This is a genomic window from Leucobacter chinensis (genome assembly GCF_019049105.1).
GTDB lineage: Bacteria > Actinomycetota > Actinomycetes > Actinomycetales > Microbacteriaceae > Leucobacter_A > Leucobacter_A chinensis.
Genome location: NZ_JAHQZR010000002.1, coordinates 101,271 through 116,000 on the forward strand (window position 1 = coordinate 101,271; position 14,730 = coordinate 116,000).

Sequence of the window (14,730 nt, forward strand, 5' to 3'; positions counted from 1 at the left end):
GCACAACGATGATTCTACACACTTTTTCGTCGCCTGAATTCCGCAACCCGAGAACTCCCCTACGAAGCCAGGGTTCACAGGCCATCAGGCCACGGAAGATGCCACCGCGCACCCGCGAGTCGTAATTGTGGCGGATCGGCGTGTCGTCACCTGTTCGCAGCGCAGCGTCGAACGACGTTGCCTCAAGGAGTCAGCCCACCCGGCTCACCAAATAACGAATGCGTCACAAAAACTGTGGGCCGCTAAAACTATGCCATGATCCGAGACATGACCGACTCCTCCTCAAAAGAGGGCGCGACCACAACAGTGCGTGCCCGACTACGCAATCTTCTGAACGCCGCTTTCTCCCGAACCAAAACGGCACAGCAAGAAGCACCCGCACCCGACGACGGGAAGAAACGCCGAACGGCGCCTCTCTGGGGTACCGTCACTACCGGCACTGTGGCACTACTCCTGGGCGTGTCGATCGGCGCAGGCAGCTCCAGTAACGCAATCGACCCTCAAGAGCATGATGACCTCAAGCAACAGCTTGAGAGTACGGCCAGTGAGCTGAAAGAGCAGAAAGAAGCCCACGAGGAAGCGGTCGCGAAGCTCGCCGAAGACCGTGACGAGATCGCAGAGCAACTTGCCACCAGCAAAAAAGAACTCGCCACCACCAAAAAAGAAGTCGCCAAAGCGGTAGACGAAAAAACTCAGGCAGTGGCGGCCCAGCTCGAAGCCGTTGACCTCAAAGAGGCAGCAGAGCAACGCGAAGCCGAAGCCACAGCGCGCGCCACCGCAGCCGAAGCGGTCGCTAACAGCGCCCCACAGCAGTTCGCGTCAACGCCTGAGCCAGCAGCAACAACCCCGACCTACTTCCAGAACTGCACGGCAGCTCGGGCAGCTGGTGCCGCCCCTGTCTACCGCGGCGATCCGGGATACGGCCCACACCTCGACCGTGATGGCGACGGGATCGGCTGCGAGTAGCATTCTCCAGCGAGAATGGCTCGTTGCCGCGTGCGCGGCAGGCGCGCGAGATGGCCGTGAAGCTGCGCGATCCGCCAGCCTTTCGTGATCGCACTGCTCAGCCAAGAAATGGGCTGCCATGCCACTACACTGTACTTCTATGAGCACTCTACGACGCATGACCTTTACCGTGGTGACCGCAAGCAGCCTCGCGGCAGCGCTTTCAGGGTGCAGCCTCCTGCCGACACCGTCAGTGAGCGACTGGCCAAGGCACGTGAAAACCAACTTCATGAACGCCTGCAAGCAAACCTCAAACGGCCAGGGCGGCTATTGCAAGTGTGCGCTCGACACGCTCGAGAAGACCTACGATATCGACGGTTACACCGCTCTCGAGAACAAGCTCGAAGACAGCGAAGAAGCGGTCAACGAATTTATGTCGGTCATCCAGCCGTGCCTCGACTCGATTGGCTAACACCCCGCTTTAGCGGGCTTAACCACACCTGAACGGCCCCTGACGATCGTCTGAACGACCCTTTGCTAGCCAGACCACAGCTTCTACACTGGCGGTACGGCTCATAAGGAGGTCGCTATGAAAGACAACGAAACAGCCGAAAAGAAAACCGCAGAGACGCTTGACGAACCGGTCATGGAGGGCGCCAACGACGAAGTTCGCGGCGATGAAGACCCACGTAAGGGGCTCGCTGACCCGGCTCTCATTCGGCACCCCGACACCGAGAAAAAGTCGGCAAATCCCTTCGGATAGCACTCGATGAGAGCGTGTTCGTTCTTCGTCACCCCCGCAAGGAGGCATTCATGAAGCAATCACGAAACACTACAGAGACCACGAACACACCGTGGCCAGGGCGAGATCTCGGCGCAGCTGAGTCGGCAGACGCCCTGCAACCACCAGAAGATGCCGAAACCGCTGACGAGAACCAGCGCGATGACCTTCAAGACGAAGACATCATCACACTCGACGGCACAGACTAGGCGCAAGGGGCCGGGAGACGCACTCATCTCCCGGCCCCTTGCATGCCGCCCTTCGCTGTTGCCTGGTGCAGTCGTAGCGTCTGCGCTTCTAGGCAGCCCGGCGCTTTTTCGACACCTTACCGTTGCGCTTCAACCGGTAGGTGATGACCTGTCCGCGTGGTGCAAAAGCACCCAGGATGAGCAGGATGATCGGCACAACGAATGCCGTCAGCACGCCGATACCGAAGAGGAACGCGAGGCCGAGACAGCCCCAGGTGTTCTTGCGGTCGGCGATCACCTGCGTCTCGTCGACGTAGCGGATCTCGTAACCGCGTGAGAGCGCGTCATCGAAGCAACGGGCGAGTCTAGGGTTTTCGGGCCTTGCCATCATGATTCCACCCTAGCCGCTCGGTGCCTACCGCGGAGTACCCATGTTTTTGCTCGTGGCCTCATGCTTCCTGCTGGTCCTCCCACGCTTCTTGCCAGCGGCCTCGCGCTTCTTCTTGGCGGTCTCATGCTTCTTGCCGGTCGAGTCATGTACGGTCGGTACTGACGTATCATGCGGCGGTTCAAACGCCGCACTCGCGGCTGACAGGAGCATGACAGTGTCCATAAACGCAGAACAATTGCGTCTTCTCGAAGAGGCAGCAGTGCAATCGCGAGAGGCTTCAAAGCTTCTCTCACAGGCGGCCGAAGCGCTCTCGATTGAGACCCCGAGCACCGAGGTGCTCAAGGCGATGATCGCGCTCACGCTCAACAGCGTCGTGAAGACCAACCAAGGCCTCGCGAAGGCGCTCGAGGCAGTTGCTGGAGCAGAGCACGCAAACGTTGTGCGTGAAGCCCTCAACGGCGAAGCAGCCTAGCGTGACACTGAAGGTCATTGCCCAAGACTTTATTCGGCACGACGCAATCGAAACCGTCATGCCGCTCTACGAGGAACTCGTAAGGCTCACTCGCTTAGAGCCGCTGAACATCTCGTATGAGCTCTGCATCGACCGTGAAGACCCTGGGCACTTCATCTTCCTCGAAGAATGGCCCGACCGTGCGGCCCTCGACGCCCACTGTGCCACCGAGCACTTTCGCCGGATCGTGCCTCAAATCGATGCTTTCCAGCGCAGCGCCGACACGTATATCCAGATGTCCCCGGCGTTTACCGATCTCTGACCGGGTTGTTTCGCTTCCTCGTGTTCTTCCCCACGCTGTTTCCTGCGCCGTTCCCGCGCCGAGTGGTCAAAAAGTGTCGAAACTGGTCACGATTTTCGACACTTTTTGACCACTCGAAGCTCGACAGTGACCACACGATGAGCGCGGATCGACGCACGTCGTTCTCAAGCCCGCCAATTCCCGCGCCCCTACAGAAAACAAAAGGCCCCCACTCCGAAGAGTGAGGGCCGTTCGCTCCCCCGGTTGGATTCGAACCAACAACCTGCCGATTTGCTGCCTTCAAACGTAACCGCAATCGTTTTTCAAAACACTCATCTCAAATCTGCACGTTCCAACGACGCAGTGATCATCCCACTATTCGCTTAGCACAATTTGAATCTTTGACTACCCTTTATAGCTTGGGGGCCAGCTACGAAAGGACCCGCAACATTGCTGCGCGATTTCCAGGTGCACATGACAGCCGCTTCACGATCACCGAAAACAATTAAAAAGCGGCTTTATGATCTTGATCGTTTAGCAAGAGTAGTCCCGTTAACCGAAGCGACTCGCGATGATTTAGAGCGGTTGCTCGCTACAAACAGTCATCTTTCGGACGAAACACGAAGAGGTGTTTTAGCGTCTTGGAGGGTTTTTTATGACTGGGCACAAGAAACAGGCAGAATTCCCCATAACCCTACAACTGGGATGGCCACTGTCAGAGTCCCGTACAAGTATCCTCGCATTGCTCAAGATGACGACGTGCTTGCCGCATTACGGTCAGCCCCATTAGAAGTACAGGCGATGATTCTTCTTGCCCGCTACGCCTGCTTACGCCTAACCGAGCTTACCGAGCTACCTCAAAGCGCCCGCCAGAATGACTTCATACGTGTAGTTGGCAAAGGCAATAAAGAACGACTGGTCGCCTTACACCCAAAGCTCCAAAGGGCACTCGTGCGGCTTGAAGAGATACGACCAGGTGTTTACTACTTTCCTGGACGTTTCACAGGTGCAATGCATCCAATGAGCGTGAACAAAATAATCACGCGGCATACAGGTTGGAACCCGCATTCCCTTAGACATGCTGGCGCAACAGCGGCATACCGCTCAACGAGAGATTTGAGGTCAGTCCAAGCGATGCTTGGCCACTCATCTCTCGCTACTACCCAGCGTTACTTGCATATTGATGAAAGCGGTCTCCGGGCCGCTGCTCTAGGTACCGAGATGCAAACTACTAAGTTCAGCTTCGCAGCATAAAAGTCTTTGCCGGAAAGCCTGCGGCATTCTACGGGCTCCGCGACTCCGCACAACCACTTTCGCGGCATATCCTCACTCGCTGCGCTCGCTCCGGTATTCCACGGTTAGTTGCACTCCATCACTACACCCTCCGAGGCACAAAGTGCCTTTCCGGCAAAAACATGGAGAGGGAGTGCGCACAAAGCGTATTCAAGAGACTGGAGGACTAAATGCAAACCGTAACGATCTACACCACACCCGGATGTGCACAATGCGACATGACCAAACTCGCATTAACTAAACGCGGTATCGAATTTGAAACTGTAGAACTCGCACAAGATGCTGAAGCCCTGGAGAAAGTTAGAAGCCTCGGATATTCAGCTGCCCCTGTCGTTCTAACTAACACAGATCATTGGTCAGGGTTTCAGCCAGACAAAATCGCGGGTATCCCGAATTATTGATCTGATCGAACGACGACCACCCCACTACCCTCTGTTGTCTACGACATCCCAGAGGCAGTACCCTCCGAGGAGCTTTTCCCCTGCCGTGGGGTGCTGCTTTTCATTATGATTTGGGAAGAATGGCTTCAACCGACCATCCATCATTCGTTACAGTCACTTTGAATTCACCCCCAAGGAGCTGAACCCGCTCTTCCATTCGACGAAGTCCATATCCCGACGAGTTGGAAGCAACACCTGATTTTTCTGTGACTGTTGCATTCCACACCCCGAGCCTCACCTCAAAGTCCAGGGCTTCTAACTCAATTCGGACTGCCTCAGTCCCCGGAGCATGCTTCATGACGTTGGTCACACATTCGTTAAATACATGACCAAGAGTGGACTCCACAATTCGCGACAGTCTTACTTCGCCCAAACTCTTAGTTTCCACTTGAACTCCTGCAATACGGAAATCTTCAGAAATCTTTTCAATACGCTCTTGAATTCTAAAAGAATTGGGAATTATCGTTTGTGCAATGTCCTGACTACTGTCCATAACACGCATCATACGTTTCACATCAGTCATAGCTTGAACAGCTGCTTCTGTGATCGCTCGTACGGAGATGTCTCGGTCGTTCTCATTGCCTGGGAGGGTAAGCACTCGTGTATGCATGAGAAGAACGGTTATGTCGTGCGCGACTACATCGTGTAATTCGTCAGAAATTCTCTCGCGTTCGTTTGCAACCGCTTGTTCAAGTTCACGCTGCAGCCTATCGACATCAGCATTCAGAACAGAAACTCTGTTTCTCTGCAGACGTAACACCCAACCGATAAGTCCTGAAGTCACACCAATTGCAAACAAACCGAGAGAAGCGCCAGGAGTAATTCCTTGTTCAAGTACCTCTGCAATGACCATAAACCCAATGGTCAATGAGCTGTAAACGGTAGCCACCCAGCGCCTGCAGCAAAAGAAAACAAGTCCAGTTGCAAGTGCTAGAACAAAAACGTAGGGACCCCCTACGTTAAGCACGAGAGCAGCTGAAGCGAGAAGACTTAGAGAAACTGCAGCGCTTAGCGGATGCCAGGCAAAGAGCAAAATTGCCACAAACACGAGAACGTCCAACTGGCCTGTTGGTGAAGGCTCACCGTCTGAAAATAGGAAAAGAACCAAATTCGCTAGGAAAGCAATAATCACTACAACGACCAAAATGGCGCGCGCCGAACTCGACATCCTGTCATCAGCCACCACGTTAGACAGTCCCATCTTTCTGTGCAGGGAAAACCTCCCCGCTCAAGGCTATTGATGTTTCTCTGTCTATTATGCTCTGGGCCTTACAAAAACAGATTTGTCACGCGCTGAGTAAGTGGTTCAGGAACAAATTCCAAACATTTGGCAGAGCCACTCGAAGAACGAAAGTTGCAGTGGAGCAATAATTTTAGTGCCAGAGAACATAGAGCAGCGATCCGATCGTCAAAAATGAGGTTGTCACCCCTCATGTTCCAGGTAGAGTCACCAAAAGAGTAGATACCTAAGTCTCTATGATTGATGACCTTTCGTGCCTGTGCGCAATTTGCCGACCAGGTTAAACTCTTCAAGATGGACGCTATTCGGGTACTGATCGTAGACGATGAAGCATTAGTTAGACATGCTCTGCGCATTTTTGTAGAAGCCGATCCAAGGACTACCCTCGTCGGTGAGGCTCATGATGGCCTGACCGCCTTAGGGATTATGCAGTCTGCTAATCCCGATGTTATTCTCATGGATATTCAAATGCCAGGCACAAACGGTGTCGAGGCGACAGAAGAGATCGTTTCAAAGTATCCGGGGACAATAGTCCTGGCCCTAACGACATTTTCTTCCGAGCGTCACGTTGTTTCGATGTTGCGCGCGGGGGCTGCTGGCTATCTTGTAAAAGATACGGAGCCACAAGCGATGATCCAAGCCATCGTAGACGTACATAGTGGCCGGTCGGCACTCTCACCCCAGATATCGAGAGCTCTCGTTTCTGCTGTGCAGAACCCAGAGAACCGGCAATTAGTGAAGGGACAGGGGCTTACGAAGCGGGAGCTCTCAATCGTACGATTGTTAGCGAAAGGTATGTCTAACCTTGAAATTGGGGACGAGCTCAACCTGGCAGAGACAACTGTTAAGGCAAACTTTGGTCGAATTATGGCCAAATGGCATGTTCGCGACAGAGTTCAGGTACTGATCTACGCTACGCGGATCGGAGCTATCTCACTCGCAGAGATCTTTGACGAAACAAAACCAAGTACCTAAGTTTCTACCGCGGCATGTTGTGTGCATTAAGACTAGGGAGGCCGGCCACTCCGGTTCCGGCGCTTTTCCAGTTGAGATCACTGTTTTGATCTCTTCACATTACTCCGAGGAGAGTGAGAACGATGAGCGTTTTGGCTCTAAGTGAAGACAAAAAAGTAAAGGCGTTTTCTGGTTTGAAAGCCCTAATCGCCGCAGTCGTGACGATAGTCATGGCGCTGGCTTTAGCAATGATGCCTCAGAGCGGTGCCCAGGCAGCAAGTCCGCAGATTAAACAAGCGGAAGACTTCTACGGTGTCCAAGTAGAAGAATTCGAAGACGGCTCATTTGCAATGACTGTGGAGGGTAGTACCACCACAGTGACGATCGACGACGAAACGCAGTTGATGACCGTGACTACTGAGAGTGGGGTAACCGAGACAGTTGACCTCGCTGAGATCGCTAGCGGTGGATCCGCTCTTGAGGTTGACGGACAGGCAGTAGCCGCAGCTGACAGCAACATTGTGTGTTCAGTGATTCTTTATGCAGTGAGCTTGCTGCGTACATACGGACTTGGAGCGATGATTGCCGCTTTGATAGCAGCTGGTGCAGCCGGAGCGGTGGCTCTGGCTGTTGTGTACGCTGTGGGCACAGAAGGGTTCCTGATTTGGGTCGGGACTAAGTGCTAAGTCAGTTGTAGGCGAAATGAGTGGAAGGGTATGCGTCCTATGCGAAACATAAAGAGCAACGCGTCACGGTCGAACCGGGGACTAAAAATCTCGATGGTGACGGTATCTAGCATTGCCATTCTATGTAGCCTTCTATTTGCTCTTCTAGATCAGCCTCTGACTATTGCGTTCGTCTGCGGAAGTGCTCTTCCCGTCCTCGGCGTACTCGCAATTCTGCTGTCAAGGAACACAAATACGACGTTCGCAGATGACACCGCGTGTAAGAGAAGAAAGGCAGGTATTTCAGTTATTTACACGGGCGCTATCTGCGCTATCGCAGGCCTGATCACCTTAATTCTTGATCTAGGTGTCTTGCCTCAACTCCTTCTGTTGATGGGTATTGGCGCTATCGGTGGCGGGGCTCTAGTCTTCAACCAGGCGAAAGACGAGCTTCAGGATTTCAACACAAAATCCAAAGATGGATAATCTACTCATGCACGATTTTCCGATACGGCTAGGTGTCTGACAAAATCGACACTACAATTTATTCCCCAGCAGCACCCCCGACATAGCACTGCGCTACTGCCGGGGGTGCTGCTTTTCACAAAAATCATAATCGTCATATCAGCGCCCTGCCTCATGACCTTTCACCACCACACGATTCACGTAACGCTTATCCCTCGGGATCACCTTATTGCCCCCATAACACCTCCCAGAATTCAGCCAGGAGTGTTATCGCATCAAACATACTTACGAGGAATCGCCATGTTCGTTACAGAAATCAGCCAACCCAAAATCTTAAAGCTGTACGCCGCTTGCAGACTTCACAATCTGGGGAGTAATAACCCGATGCCTTCATCGTCCATGAATATCCGAGCACAGCAAGCCATACGGTAGACCACGACTCCAGAACGGCAGCAGATCATTCTCGACGACATTCAAGAGCTCGAAGCAATGCTCGAACGCGGCGATATTGAAAAGCACGCCTATTTCATCAAGAAACGGGCACTCATCAAACTGCTGTGAGCAGTTCGGGCCCGTCGCCTTTCAAAGGCGCGACCTCATGCTCAACCAGAAGCTCCCCCACGCTGCGTGCCGTCTCGGCGACCATCTCAAACAGCTCCGGCACGCCTTCAACCGCGGGTGAAAGCCAGTCAGCCTGCATCTCGGGCGTCATGAACACAGGAATGCGATGGTGAATGGGCTGCATCGGCCCGTAGGAATCCATCGTGAGAATCGTTGTCGTGAGATGCCAGCCCTCATCATTCCCCGCATCTGGCTCATGCCACCACGAATGAAGTCCAGCAAAGAGAATGGGTTCCTCGGCCAGGTGAATGAAATGAGGCTTACGGGCTGTCTTTTCACCAGTCCATTCGTAATACCCAGTCGCCGGAATCAGGCAGCGGCGCGACTTCGCTGACGCCTTGAAACTCGGCTTCTCAAGCACCGTCTCAACCCGAGCATTAAACAGCGGCGTTTTGGTTGCTAGGGTTTTCGACCAGACCGGGGTGAGCGCCCACCGCGCAGCTTCAGCACGGAAATGCCCCGGCTCTTTGTGATCCTCTAAAAAGACAGTGACGTCCTGCGTGGGCTTGATATTCCAAGAAGGCATCGGCAACTCCGGCGCGAACGAATAAAGCTTGAAGTGCTCTTCTGCTTCTTCGTAGCTCATTCCCATCACAAACCGGCCGCACATGTCTATCCTTTCAAAACGATTGATACATCTATACGAACGGGAATATTGTTGTTCACTTATTCCTCATTACCACGCAAAATACCAAGCCAGGACAAATCTTCAATCTCCACTTTTTTAGCAGAAGTTGTGGAGTTGAGGGAGAGCACACCCAAATACATCACATAAGCTTCTTGCAAATCGTCCATGGTTGAAAAACGATAATGAGCAAGTACTTGTTCAAATAGAGCCTCCTCAATATGGAATGCGTCACTTGGGAAGTGCGAAACGTTGAGGTAATAATTACCGTGGCTCTCTCTGACTTGTTTTATTTTTCCCCAATAAAGCCGGGTTCTGTGAAGGTGGTTTCCCTCAGCTTCGTTCAAAGGCACTACTAAGTGACGAATGCTACCTTTCTTCCCATCTGGAAGACGAAGTGTCACATCAGCTACTTCTTCGAACCTATAAACAACTCCGTTCAGAAGTGAGTTCATATTCCTCTGAGGCACACTTGACTTTTCTCCGTCCAGAACGTGCCGGCGCACTCGTGAAGACCGATTATTCAACCCGTCTTTTATTCCACCAACCTCAGCATTCACCTGGCCCTTCTGCTGGACTGGCACCAACCTGAACTCATTGAACAACGCATTGATTGACGACGTTTCCTCTTCTCCAGGCAGCAGAAGAGTTTCTGCACGTTCAGTCTTGTTGTCACAGCCTTCTTCGTGGCGCGCTGCAAAACAGGGTGCCCGACCATTCCTAGATGCCTTCACGAACCACGCAAAGGCGCCGCAGAGCTCACACTGAAGCGAGGAGCTGAGACTCATCCTCTGTTCGGGGTCAAGATTTTGGAATGCGGCAGCACCGAATGATCTGTTCTCGTTTTCACACCACACTGTGATCATGCAGCGAGCATATATCAGTTCCCAATTAATTCGTAGATTCGCTCGGCAACATCTGGAGAGTCAAGCAAGACCAAGCAGTACCGTACGTATTGGCTAAAGTCTTCTCGGAGTTCTAACCTGCCCCCGTCCGAGAACGGCTGCATACCGGCTATAAAGTCCCAGGCATATGTATCAGTAGGCAAAGGCTCACTGGTTAGGAACTGCAATCCAGCCTTCATCAGCACTTCGCTTTCATCAGACACTTTCCAGAAGAAGAGCTTCCATGAGTGGAGGCCTCCCGGCTTGATTTGTTCGCGCTCAGCCTCAACTCGCCATGAGTAGGTAGGAACCCATTCTTCGAAAACCGTTTGCCATTGTTCATCCATCTTTTCGTCTCCGATTGAATAACTAAACAACTTTGTTGCTTGGTGAATAAAAAGGGGAGCAGCTTCGAATGCCGCTCCCCTTTCACAGGTCTTTCGTTTACAGTTCTATCTCTGGTTTGCGGCCTCGCGCGAGCAAGAGGCCACCCGCCCCTAGAGCGGCGATAGCCGCCGCCACGACTCCGGTTAGGCCAGCTCCACCAGTGAACGCGAGTTGGTCGCCTGTACCGGCATAGCGTGGACTGCTGTAGGCCACAGGTGCAGCCACGCCCCAATCGCCCGAATAGATGGGTTGAGGTGCAGGCGCAGGTGAAGGTGCGGGTGCAGGAGCTACTGGGCCAGGCGTGGGGCTTGGGGCTGGAGCCGGTGCAACAGGGGGCACTGGTTGAACGGGTTCCACGGGCTTAATAGGTTCTACCGGTTCTACCGGTTCTACCGGCTCTACCGGCTCTACAGGGGCGACCGGGTCGACGGGCTCCAAAGGTTCCACAGGTTCCACTGGCTCGACAGGGTCGGTAGGTTCGTCCATCATCAATGCTTGCAGAAACACAGGCTCTTGCACTTTGAGGAGATCATCGATGAGTTCTGGGTTTCCTTCTGCTGCTTCGGTAAGTTCGGTGCCGTCATTAAACTCGACAATTCCGTCGTCAGTCTCGAGCGTGATGCCATCAGCGTCTGCGAGCTCGCAAAGCGCGACGAACGCTTTTTCAAGGTCGATTTCGGGAGTTTGCTCTGCAGCGTTTGCCATAGCCCCACCACCGAACGTTAACCCGAGGGTGACTGCTCCACTGACTGCGATCTTTTTGAACATTACGTTCCTTTCGTTTTTGCAATTGCGCCATCAGAAGTGAGCTACAGCGCAGTTCAACTCAGGTCTCGATATGGCAGCGTCTCTAAGGCTTGGAGTTGGCTACCCTTTTCGATGAGATACAGACCGTTTGCGAATTGTCCAAGAACCTGGGTCACGTCTCCGCTTAGCACTGAGGCGCCACTGGGTGAGAACGTCAAAATTTCGGTTTCTGTAGTGTGTCCGCTGAAGCTTTTCTTGAGAGCAACTGGGTCAGCAATCGCTGATGTCAGCAACGACATTTCGCCCTTATTGGTGTCGATGAGGACGCCAGCAAAGTATGCGAGCGATCGGTCAGCACTGAGCCGCCAGGTTTGCTCGGCCGCATCAACGACTTCGGTCACAGCATGCACTGCCCCAGTTTTAACGTCATGGATTGCAAGAAGCTCCACTTCCCCGGCTTCCCACACGACATATGCAAATGCGTCAGTTGCGGCGAGGCGACGAAGCACCCCTGTCGCGTCAGTGGGAGCTTCGAGTTTTGTCTCTGAGACTGTCTCGCTTCCCCGCTGCGTAATGATCGAGTTGTCGCCAGCGGTCACCCACATGATCGTGTCGCCTACCGCGGTCAACGGTACGGCTCCTTCTTTGGGTGGCGCTACTTCGGTGAGTGTCGCGTCATGCTCTACGACGTTGATTTTTGTTCTGTCGTCACTGATGGTGAACGCGGTGTCGCCTAAGACTCTGACGTGAGTTCCTGTGGGGATGTCGCGCTTTGTGAACTTTGTCGCCTCACGTGTCCACGTCCATATAGCGTCATCGGTGAAGACAATGACGCCACCGTTGAACGCTGTCGCCGCTGACGCGTCACGAGCGTCTTCGAGTGTCGCGACTTGTGTCGCGTCGCTGCTTGATAGGAGCGTCACGGTGTCGCCAGTGACGACGACGAGCGCGTCAGGGGTCACGAGATGTCGCGCCTCAGGTGTCGCGTCAATCGACCAGGTGGTGTCGTTGACGATGTGGGGCTTTACTGTTTCAGGTGTCGCCTCTTTGTCACCACCAGGTAAAGCTCGCATCAACACCACGACTGCTATGACTGCGACCACCAGAGCGATCAGGGCACCCCCCATGATGAAGAGAATGCTTTTCGTTCTGGATTCTTTGGTGAGCTGTTCTTTGGATTGCTCAACGATTTCAGTATTCATCAGAACGGGTTCTCACTGACTGCATCATCTTCATTGCCGAGAGCTTCCGCGATGAGCTCGGGAATTGCCGCTGCGTCTTCTTCGCGGTGATCGATCCACCATTTCGCTGAAGTGATGAGTCGTGCGGGCTCAACAAATCGTGTCTCAAATGCGTCTTCAGACGCTCCTTCGTTTTCGACGGCTTCTTCATAGGCTGCTCGCAGTTTTTCGAACCTGATCCGTTTCGCCCACGGAACCTGTTTTTCTGAACCACCAAGCTCTGGGAGCCGTTGCTCTTGAATGTCGGCTTCGATCACTTTGTTCTGTTCACGAATCCATTCACGCTTCGATTGAGCCTGGAGTCTTCCCTTGTTGGCTTCGTAATAGCAGGTGCCGCAGTCTTGCCCAGAAAGCCATTTCGCGAAGCTCTTGCGGTCTTCTGGTGCTTTGTTCGAGAGGTCTCGGTCTTCGGTATGTCCGCACGCGAAGGTGATCGCCTTCATCTCTGTCATTTCTTCGTTTCTTTCTGTGTAGGGGTGAGAGCGATAACACCCTCAGGAGTGTTCAGAATTAAGCCCCTGTTGCTGATCGTCGTCACGGCCGCGCCTTTCGGGATCGTGATCGTTTCAACGATCTGTTTCTTTGGGTGCAAGATTGTTGCTCTGGTTTCAGTCGCTGTCACGAACCCTTCCCCGGCTGCTATCGTCATCGGTTGTCCGTTCGGGACTGGGGTGATGGCACCTGCCAGTGCGTCTATGGTGACGTTTTCATAGGCATGGAACGTTTCACCGTGGGTAGAGAGGAAAGGGTGTTCGTCATCGCCCAGCGTCACTGGGCTGCTATCGACGAGGTCACCGGTCGTAATGTCGTGACTGGAAAGTGACGCGGTGTCGCCTTGTCGCCAAAGCCCGTACACATGTTTCTCGTCAGCACCGACGACACGGTCGAGCTTCATGTCGCTGTCACTAGCGAGCGGCACGTCGCGTCCACCTGGTGCCGCGTCACCGCGTGCGGTCACGGTGACGCGACGTTTTTCTTCCCACACGACATGGGTTGGCGTCACAGTGATGAGTGTCGCGTCGTTCCCAGGTCGCGTCACGCTCGTCAGTGTCGCGTCGTCTTTGACGAGCGAGTATTCCTTCTCCGGGGACACGGCGACAGCAATGCCGCCTCGCGACAGCAGTGTCGCTTTCGCGTCGATGTCGCCATGTCGCCACCCGATGTCGTCACTCCATACGGACAAGGTGTCGTGTCGCTTCACCACGAACCCGGTCGATGTCGCGACAGCCGCGACCTGGGCCGTGTCGCCAGGCGACATCGCGTACCGGTCACGCATGTCGCCTGTCTCTACGTAGTACACTGTCGCGTCATTTGGCGTCACCAAGAGCAGCACGTCGCCGGTGTCGCTCGCAATAACCTGTGTCGCTTCCCCGGCGATAGCCCATGCGGGTGTCGCGTCATATCCTTCAACGTCGACGGTCATGTGTCGCGCGTTTGCTTGCGCTAAAGAGATTCGGGTCACAGGTGTAGCTGTCGCGACAGACGGGGCCGGTGTCGCTTTGATGAAATTGGTGACGCCGACGCCAGCGAGTGTGACGCAAGTCAGTGTCGCGACAGCAACACCTGCCTTGATGAGAGCTCGGCGGCGAGCATCGCTTCTACCCGCCCCGTCAATTTCTGATTTTTCGTTTGGCTCGTCAGGGGTTTGCAATGTGCGGCGTGGCGAGTCCGGGCCACTGTTACTCGTGTCGAGGCCACAGTTTCGGCATAGCACCCCTTCAGCTTCATCTGGGGCGAAGGTTGTCTCATCGCAAAAGGAGCAGTAATAGCCGCGTTCAACGACTCTCAGTTTTGTTGTTTCCACACCAGTGAGATGTGGATAGCTGCGCAAGAGAGGAGGACGAATAGCCTGCCTCGGTCGTCAGCCACCTTCAACCAGCGGTCTCATCCAACCGCCACGCCACTCACCAAATCCCATACACCGACTATTCCTTCCTATGCCCGATCTCTCCACCAGCTTTCTTTCTCAATCGGCATCTTTCGCTGCCTCTCTTCCGTCTCATTCTTCGCCGGAACTTCTCCCTACACGACTGGCACTCGTGGAAAGCGCGTTCGCGCTCGCGTCCCAATGACTGCGCACCGTCACAACTCTTGTAGGCAAGACGATGAAG

General features: G+C 53.9%; 19 protein-coding genes. 10 read left to right on the top strand and 9 right to left on the bottom strand.

Annotated features, from left to right (window positions below; translation table 11 throughout):
* The first annotated feature begins 267 nt into the window (after positions 1 to 267).
* From KTJ78_RS13485 to KTJ78_RS02440, 4 genes are all read left to right on the top strand, one after another.
* Entirely contained in the window at positions 268 to 966 is a 699-nt protein-coding gene (locus KTJ78_RS13485; protein ID WP_254259302.1) for an excalibur calcium-binding domain-containing protein, read from the top strand.
* Between the two features lie 139 nt (positions 967 to 1,105).
* Positions 1,106 to 1,417 carry a hypothetical protein gene (locus KTJ78_RS02430; protein ID WP_217132310.1) on the top strand — a complete coding sequence of 104 codons (312 nt, stop codon included), beginning with the start codon at positions 1,106 to 1,108 and terminating at the stop codon, positions 1,415 to 1,417.
* A gap of 117 nt (positions 1,418 to 1,534) precedes the next feature.
* The gene (locus KTJ78_RS02435) at positions 1,535 to 1,708 is read left to right on the top strand and encodes a hypothetical protein (protein ID WP_217132311.1); all 174 of its coding nucleotides are present in this window, start codon (positions 1,535 to 1,537) and stop codon (positions 1,706 to 1,708) included.
* 50 nt (positions 1,709 to 1,758) lie between these two features.
* On the top strand, positions 1,759 to 1,935 hold the full coding sequence (locus KTJ78_RS02440) for a hypothetical protein (protein WP_217132313.1): 177 nt from the start codon (positions 1,759 to 1,761) through the stop codon (positions 1,933 to 1,935).
* Between the two features lie 88 nt (positions 1,936 to 2,023).
* On the opposite strand, the gene KTJ78_RS02445 is transcribed toward KTJ78_RS02440, so the two are convergent.
* Positions 2,024 to 2,305: a hypothetical protein gene (locus KTJ78_RS02445; RefSeq protein ID WP_217132315.1), complete on the bottom strand. Its 282-nt coding sequence runs from the start codon at positions 2,303 to 2,305 to the stop codon at positions 2,024 to 2,026.
* Positions 2,306 to 2,513: 208 nt separating this feature from the next.
* Here KTJ78_RS02445 and KTJ78_RS02450 point away from each other — a divergent pair, with 208 nt between their 5' ends.
* From KTJ78_RS02450 to nrdH, 4 genes are all read left to right on the top strand, one after another.
* Positions 2,514 to 2,777, top strand: a complete 264-nt coding sequence (locus KTJ78_RS02450; protein ID WP_217132317.1) for a hypothetical protein — start codon at positions 2,514 to 2,516, stop codon at positions 2,775 to 2,777.
* Position 2,778: 1 nt separating this feature from the next.
* Positions 2,779 to 3,078 carry a putative quinol monooxygenase gene (locus tag KTJ78_RS02455; RefSeq protein ID WP_217132319.1) on the top strand — a complete coding sequence of 100 codons (300 nt, stop codon included), beginning with the start codon at positions 2,779 to 2,781 and terminating at the stop codon, positions 3,076 to 3,078.
* Between the two features lie 453 nt (positions 3,079 to 3,531).
* Positions 3,532 to 4,311 carry a tyrosine-type recombinase/integrase gene (locus tag KTJ78_RS02460; RefSeq protein ID WP_217132321.1) on the top strand — a complete coding sequence of 260 codons (780 nt, stop codon included), beginning with the start codon at positions 3,532 to 3,534 and terminating at the stop codon, positions 4,309 to 4,311.
* A gap of 209 nt (positions 4,312 to 4,520) precedes the next feature.
* A complete protein-coding gene (gene nrdH, locus KTJ78_RS02465) occupies positions 4,521 to 4,751 on the top strand; it encodes a glutaredoxin-like protein NrdH (protein WP_217132323.1) in 231 nt (76 codons plus the stop codon).
* Positions 4,752 to 4,854: 103 nt separating this feature from the next.
* On the opposite strand, the gene KTJ78_RS02470 is transcribed toward nrdH, so the two are convergent.
* The gene (locus KTJ78_RS02470) at positions 4,855 to 5,976 is read right to left on the bottom strand and encodes a sensor histidine kinase (protein ID WP_217132325.1); all 1,122 of its coding nucleotides are present in this window, start codon (positions 5,974 to 5,976) and stop codon (positions 4,855 to 4,857) included.
* 348 nt (positions 5,977 to 6,324) lie between these two features.
* Here KTJ78_RS02470 and KTJ78_RS02475 point away from each other — a divergent pair, with 348 nt between their 5' ends.
* Together KTJ78_RS02475 and KTJ78_RS02480 are read left to right on the top strand one after the other, a co-directional pair.
* Positions 6,325 to 7,005, top strand: a complete 681-nt coding sequence (locus KTJ78_RS02475) for a response regulator (RefSeq protein WP_217132326.1) — start codon at positions 6,325 to 6,327, stop codon at positions 7,003 to 7,005.
* A gap of 122 nt (positions 7,006 to 7,127) precedes the next feature.
* On the top strand, positions 7,128 to 7,670 hold the full coding sequence (locus tag KTJ78_RS02480) for a hypothetical protein (protein ID WP_217132328.1): 543 nt from the start codon (positions 7,128 to 7,130) through the stop codon (positions 7,668 to 7,670).
* A 991-nt stretch (positions 7,671 to 8,661) separates the two neighbouring features.
* Here KTJ78_RS02480 and KTJ78_RS02485 read toward each other — a convergent pair.
* The 7 genes from KTJ78_RS02485 to KTJ78_RS02515 all read right to left on the bottom strand — a co-directional run bounded on the left by KTJ78_RS02485 (position 8,662) and on the right by KTJ78_RS02515 (position 14,042).
* The gene (locus KTJ78_RS02485; RefSeq protein WP_256448957.1) at positions 8,662 to 9,345 is read right to left on the bottom strand and encodes an SOS response-associated peptidase; all 684 of its coding nucleotides are present in this window, start codon (positions 9,343 to 9,345) and stop codon (positions 8,662 to 8,664) included.
* Between the two features lie 56 nt (positions 9,346 to 9,401).
* Complete coding sequence (locus KTJ78_RS02490; protein WP_217132332.1) at positions 9,402 to 10,226, bottom strand: hypothetical protein; 825 nt, start codon at positions 10,224 to 10,226, stop codon at positions 9,402 to 9,404.
* A 14-nt stretch (positions 10,227 to 10,240) separates the two neighbouring features.
* Complete coding sequence (locus tag KTJ78_RS02495) at positions 10,241 to 10,591, bottom strand: hypothetical protein (protein ID WP_217132334.1); 351 nt, start codon at positions 10,589 to 10,591, stop codon at positions 10,241 to 10,243.
* Positions 10,592 to 10,688: 97 nt separating this feature from the next.
* Positions 10,689 to 11,399: a hypothetical protein gene (locus KTJ78_RS02500; RefSeq protein ID WP_217132335.1), complete on the bottom strand. Its 711-nt coding sequence runs from the start codon at positions 11,397 to 11,399 to the stop codon at positions 10,689 to 10,691.
* 53 nt (positions 11,400 to 11,452) lie between these two features.
* Positions 11,453 to 12,580, bottom strand: coding sequence for a hypothetical protein (locus tag KTJ78_RS02505; RefSeq protein ID WP_217132338.1), 1,128 nt, complete (start codon positions 12,578 to 12,580; stop codon positions 11,453 to 11,455).
* Complete coding sequence (locus tag KTJ78_RS02510) at positions 12,580 to 13,071, bottom strand: hypothetical protein (RefSeq protein ID WP_217132340.1); 492 nt, start codon at positions 13,069 to 13,071, stop codon at positions 12,580 to 12,582. The genes KTJ78_RS02505 and KTJ78_RS02510 overlap by 1 nt, the downstream gene beginning before the upstream one ends.
* Positions 13,068 to 14,042 (bottom strand): hypothetical protein, encoded by a 975-nt coding sequence (locus KTJ78_RS02515; RefSeq protein WP_217132342.1) that lies wholly within the window; start codon positions 14,040 to 14,042, stop codon positions 13,068 to 13,070. The genes KTJ78_RS02510 and KTJ78_RS02515 overlap by 4 nt, the downstream gene beginning before the upstream one ends.
* Positions 14,043 to 14,730: the final 688 nt, after the last annotated feature.